The organism is Streptomyces sp. NPDC059477, assembly GCF_042749375.1.
Classification (GTDB): Bacteria; Actinomycetota; Actinomycetes; order Streptomycetales; family Streptomycetaceae; genus Streptomyces.
This window is the reverse complement of the sequence record NZ_JBHYUG010000154.1, coordinates 10,141-10,406: the sequence shown is the minus strand read 5'-3', so window position 1 is coordinate 10,406 and position 266 is coordinate 10,141.

Here is a 266-nt window from a genome sequence, read left to right as displayed (position 1 = left end):
CCCGGGGCGGGGCGCCGCCCCTGGGGGGCGTGGGAAACCACCACACCCCCCCCCACACCCCCCCCCCCCGCCGGGGCGGCGGCGGCGACCGGACCACCACTCCCCACAACCCCACCACTTCTTGATCTCCGGCCGGGCGGCCGAGGGCACCGTCCGTCCGCCCGGCCGGGCACCAACCTGCGAAGGAACGATATGAGTCGCGACCAGCGACCGACGACCAACACCCATGAGACCACCACGGCGGAGTTCTCAGCCGCCGCACGCAA